This window comes from Pseudomonas emilianonis (genome assembly GCF_023072625.1).
Classification (GTDB): domain Bacteria; phylum Pseudomonadota; class Gammaproteobacteria; order Pseudomonadales; family Pseudomonadaceae; genus Aquipseudomonas; species Aquipseudomonas paraveronii.
Genome location: NZ_JAKNRV010000398.1, coordinates 1 through 4,415 on the forward strand (window position 1 = coordinate 1; position 4,415 = coordinate 4,415).

Here is a 4,415-nt window from a genome sequence, read left to right on the forward strand (position 1 = left end):
GCTTCCACGGTGAGGCTGCCGCACGCGAGGGCGCCGGCGAACAGATCCTCACCCTCGAACAGGCCACGCAGGGCATACGCCGTGGACACCTGGGTGCCGTTGAGCAGCGCCAGGCCTTCCTTGGCGGCCAGGGTCAGCGGCGTGAGGCCGGCGATTTTCAGCGCGGCATTCGCCTCCAGCCATTCACCTTTGTAGCGCGCCTTGCCTTCGCCGAGCAGCACCAGGGACATATGGGCCAAGGGCGCCAAGTCACCGGAGGCACCGACCGAACCTTTGAGCGGAATGTGCGGGTACACCTCGGCGTTGATCAGTGCGATCAGCGCGTCGATCACCTGGCGGCGAATCCCGGAAAACCCACGGCTCAGGCTGTTGACCTTGAGCACCATGACCAGCCGCACCAGCGCATCGCTGATCGGCTCACCGACACCGGCGGCGTGGGACAGCACCAGGGAGCGCTGGAGGTTTTCCAGGTCTTCGCTGGCGATGCGGGTCGAGGCCAGCAGGCCGAAACCGGTGTTGATGCCATAGGCGGTGCGGTTCTCGGCGAGAATCTGCTCCACACAGGCGACACTGGCGTCGATCTGCGCCGTGGCGCTGTCATCCAGGCTGAGGGTTACCGGCTGCTGGTAGATGGCCCGCAGTTGGGCAAGGGTCAGTTGGCCTGGAATCAGAGTTAGCGCAGTCACATTCATGCTCCTTGGAAATTATTGTTCAGTGCAATTCGGGAAAAATCGGGTGCAGCAAAGCGCTGTGCTTGAGCAGCCTGGGACATCGTTAGCCTCCTCCTACAATCTTGAGTGTTTGTGCTGCTCCACATGCTTTGGATCAGACCACCACCGCCCGCCGCTGAACGAACCGGTTCACGTACTCATCCGCCGGCGAATGCAGGATCTCCCGGGGCGTGCCGACCTGGATCAGCTTGCCGTCCTTGAGGATCGCAATGCGGTTGCCAAGACGCACCGCCTCGTCGAGGTCGTGGGTGATGAACACGATGGTCTTGTGCAGGGTCTTTTGCAGCTCGAGCAACTGGTCCTGCATCTCGGCGCGGATCAGCGGGTCGAGGGCGCTGAAGGCTTCGTCCATCAGGATGATCTCGGTGTCCGCCGCGAGGGCGCGGGCCAGGCCGACCCGTTGGCGCATGCCGCCGGAGAGCTGGTGCGGGTATTTGTTTTCATAGCCTTTGAGGCCCACGGTGTCGATCCAGTGCAGCGCGCGCTCGGCGCAGACCTGCTGGGTTTCGCCGCGTACTTTCAGGCCGTAGGCGACGTTGTCGAGCACGTTCTTGTGGGGCAGCAGGCCGAAGCTCTGGAACACCATGCTGATCTTGTGCCGACGGAATTCGCGCAGGGCGTCCATGTCCAGTTGCAGGATGTCTTCGCCGTCGACCAGGATCGCGCCGCTGGTAGGATCGATCAGGCGGTTGATGTGCCGCACCAGGGTGGATTTGCCCGAGCCCGACAGGCCCATGATCACGAAGATCTCGCCGGTGACGATGCTCAGGGACAGGTCGTTGACGCCGACCACGCAGCCAGTCTCGGCCAGCACCTGGTCCTTGGTCTTGCCCTGGCCAATCAGCACCAGCGCGTCCTTGGCGCGGTTGCCGAATATCTTGAAAACGTTTTTCACTTCGATTTTGCTGACCGTCGTCATTTGTTCGCCTCATGCCGTGGCCGACCGTAGGCCTGGGTAATGCGGTCGATGACCACGGCGAGAATCACGATGGCCAGCCCGGCTTCCAGGCCGCGCCCGACGTTGAGGGTCTGGATGCCGACGAGTACGTCTTCGCCCAGGCCACGGGCGCCGATCATCGACGCGATCACCACCATCGACAACGCCATCATGGTGGTCTGGTTGATGCCAGCCATGATGCTCGGCAGCGCCAGCGGCAGTTGCACACCGAACAGCTGTTGCCAGCGGTTGGCGCCGAAGGCGTTGATGGCTTCCATGACTTCGCCGTCGACCTGGCGAATCCCCAGGTCGGTCAGACGGATCAACGGCGGCGCGGCGTAGATCACCGTGGCGAAAATCGCCGGCACCTTGCCCAGGCCGAACAGCATCAACACGGGGATCAGGTACACGAAGCTGGGCATGGTTTGCATGATGTCGAGCAGCGGCATCAGCACCGAACGCAGGCGATTGCTGCGCGCCGACAAGATGCCCAGCGGAATGCCGATCAGCACCGAGATCAGCGTGGCGACCAGCATCAGGGCCAGGGTCTGCATCAGTTTGTCCCACAGGCCGACCGCGCCCACCAGGAACAACAGGCCGACGATCACCACCGTGGTCACGACCTTGCGTGTGGCGTGCCAGGCCACCGCGCCGACGATAGCCAGCATCAGCCACCAGGGCGTGGCACGTAACACGCCTTCCAGGTTGACGATGGCCCACAGCAGGGTGTCGGAGATTTGCCGGAACACATCGCCGTAGTGGGTGACCAGTGCATCCACCCAACCGTTGACCCAGTTGGCAATGGAAAACGTAAAACTCTCAGGAAACATAGCGTGCTCTCGATCCAGTGGGTTGTGGCCAGGCGCCCGGCTTGCTCCTCAGGGTAGACGGGCACACATGACCTACAAGGCCACGTCGATTTTCTTGACCACGTCGGCGCTCAACCAGGCGTGCCCGACTCGACCGGCAGGATCAAATGTTCAGGAACTGCACTGTGCCACTTCTTCGCGGCCCAGTAATAAAGTGCTGCGGGAAGTATCAGACCGATGATCCAGGAAATATCCACATCACCCAGGGCGGCGACCAGTGGACCGGTGTAGAACTTGGTGGAGATGAACGGCAATTGCACCAGCACGCCGAACACATAGACGCTGATACCGAGCGGGTTCCAACGCCCGTAGCGCCCGTTCGGATCGGCCAGCGCGGTCACGTCATAACGCTCGCGGGTGATGCAGTAGTAGTCCACCAGGTTGATCGCGCTCCAAGGCGTAAAGAACGCCAGCAGGAACAGGATGAAAGACTTGAACGCACCGAGGAACGAGTGCTGACCGAGCAACGCAATCAGGGTCGCGGTACCGACGATGGCCAGCACGAAAGCCAGGCGCTGCAAGCGCGTGACTTCCAGGCGCCCGCGGAAGCCGCTGATGATGGTCGCAATGCACATGAAGCTGCCGTAGGAGTTCAGCGTGGAGATGGTGACCTTGCCGAACGCGATGCTGAAGTACAGCAGCGCAGCGGTGGCCCCCGTACCGCCCAGGCCCACGATGTAGGCCACTTCGTGACCGGCGAATTGCCCGTTGGACAGGGCGGCGGCAAACACACCGAGGACCATCGCCACCTGTGCGCCAATCACTGAACCCGCGCCAGCGGCCAGAAAGGTTTTCACCGAGGACGTCTGGCTCGGCAGGTAGCGTGAATAGTCCGCCACGTAGGGGCCGAAGGCGATTTGCCAGGAGGCCGCGAGCGACACCGCGAGCAGGAAACTGCTCCAACTGAAGTGGCGGATTTGCAGGAGTGCGCCAATGTCGGCCTGGCTCATCAGGCGACTGAACAGGTAGACAAAGGCAATCACACCAATGACGCTGGCGACCCGGCCGATGAAGTGGATCACCCGGTAGCCGAGCACCGTGACCAGCACGATGACACTGGCAAAGATAAGGATACCGACGCTGTCGCTGACACCGAACAACTGGCCCAGCGCCTGACCGGAAAGCACGGTGCCGGTGGCGGTGAAACCCAGGTACATCAAACACACCAGCACGATCGGGATGGCCGCACCATAAACCCCGAACTGTACCCGGCTGGAGATCATCTGCGGCAGGCCAAGTTTCGGCCCTTGCGCCGCATGCAACGCCATGACGCCGCCGCCGAGCAGTTGGCCGATCAACAGACCGATCAACGACCAGAACACGTCACCGCCGAGCACCACGGCCAGGGCCCCAGTGACAATCGCGGTGATTTGCAGGTTGGCGCCCATCCATAGGGTGAACTGGCTAAACAGACGACCGTGTCTTTCCGCTTCCGGGATGTAGTCGATCGAACGCTTTTCGATCAACGGGGTGGTGCTTGCACGCGCGTCATTTGCAGCCATGGGTGTTCAACCTCTGATGGATTGTTTACAGGTTCAGTGTGGGAGGGACGCTGCGACGATTCGACTTGCTCCCGATGGCGGTGTGACAGCCGGAACATCTGGCACTGACCCACCGCTATCGGGAGCAAGCCCCCTCCCACATTTGTTACTTGATCATTGGGAGATTGAGGCCCTGCTCTTTGGCGCAATCAATCGCGATCTGGTAACCCGCATCGGCGTGACGCATCACCCCGGTGGCCGGGTCGTTGTGCAGCACGCGGGCAATGCGCTCGGCCGCTTCGTCGGTGCCGTCGCAGACAATCACCATCCCGGAGTGCTGCGAGAAGCCCATGCCCACACCGCCGCCGTGGTGCAGCGAGACCCAGGTCGCGCCGCT

Annotated in this window: 4 protein-coding genes and 1 pseudogene; all 5 read right to left on the reverse strand. The window is 62.1% G+C overall.

The features are described 5' to 3' along the window. Window positions 1-692: aromatic amino acid lyase (locus tag L9Z73_RS26100; RefSeq protein ID WP_247407348.1), on the reverse strand; the 692-nt coding region annotated here is incomplete at its 3' end. Window positions 693-825: 133 nt separating this feature from the next. Then, the gene (locus tag L9Z73_RS26105; RefSeq protein WP_247407351.1) at window positions 826-1,650 is read right to left on the reverse strand and encodes a quaternary amine ABC transporter ATP-binding protein; all 825 of its coding nucleotides are present in this window, start codon (window positions 1,648-1,650) and stop codon (window positions 826-828) included. Then, window positions 1,647-2,498 (reverse strand): ABC transporter permease, encoded by an 852-nt coding sequence (locus tag L9Z73_RS26110; RefSeq protein WP_247407352.1) that lies wholly within the window; start codon window positions 2,496-2,498, stop codon window positions 1,647-1,649. Before L9Z73_RS26110 ends, L9Z73_RS26105 begins: the two co-directional genes overlap by 4 nt. Before the next feature lie 110 nt (window positions 2,499-2,608). After that, the gene (locus tag L9Z73_RS26115; RefSeq protein ID WP_247407354.1) at window positions 2,609-4,039 is read right to left on the reverse strand and encodes a purine-cytosine permease family protein; all 1,431 of its coding nucleotides are present in this window, start codon (window positions 4,037-4,039) and stop codon (window positions 2,609-2,611) included. Window positions 4,040-4,184: 145 nt separating this feature from the next. Continuing rightward, window positions 4,185-4,415: pseudogene (locus L9Z73_RS26120) on the reverse strand (urocanate hydratase); the annotation flags it as partial.

Coding starts and splice junctions, on each gene's coding strand:
- L9Z73_RS26110 (WP_247407352.1), bottom strand. CDS start 2,498: ATGTTTCCTGAGAGTTTTACGTTTTCCATTGCCAACTGGGTCAACGGT.
- L9Z73_RS26115 (WP_247407354.1), bottom strand. CDS start 4,039: ATGGCTGCAAATGACGCGCGTGCAAGCACCACCCCGTTGATCGAAAAG.
- L9Z73_RS26105 (WP_247407351.1), bottom strand. CDS start 1,650: ATGACGACGGTCAGCAAAATCGAAGTGAAAAACGTTTTCAAGATATTC.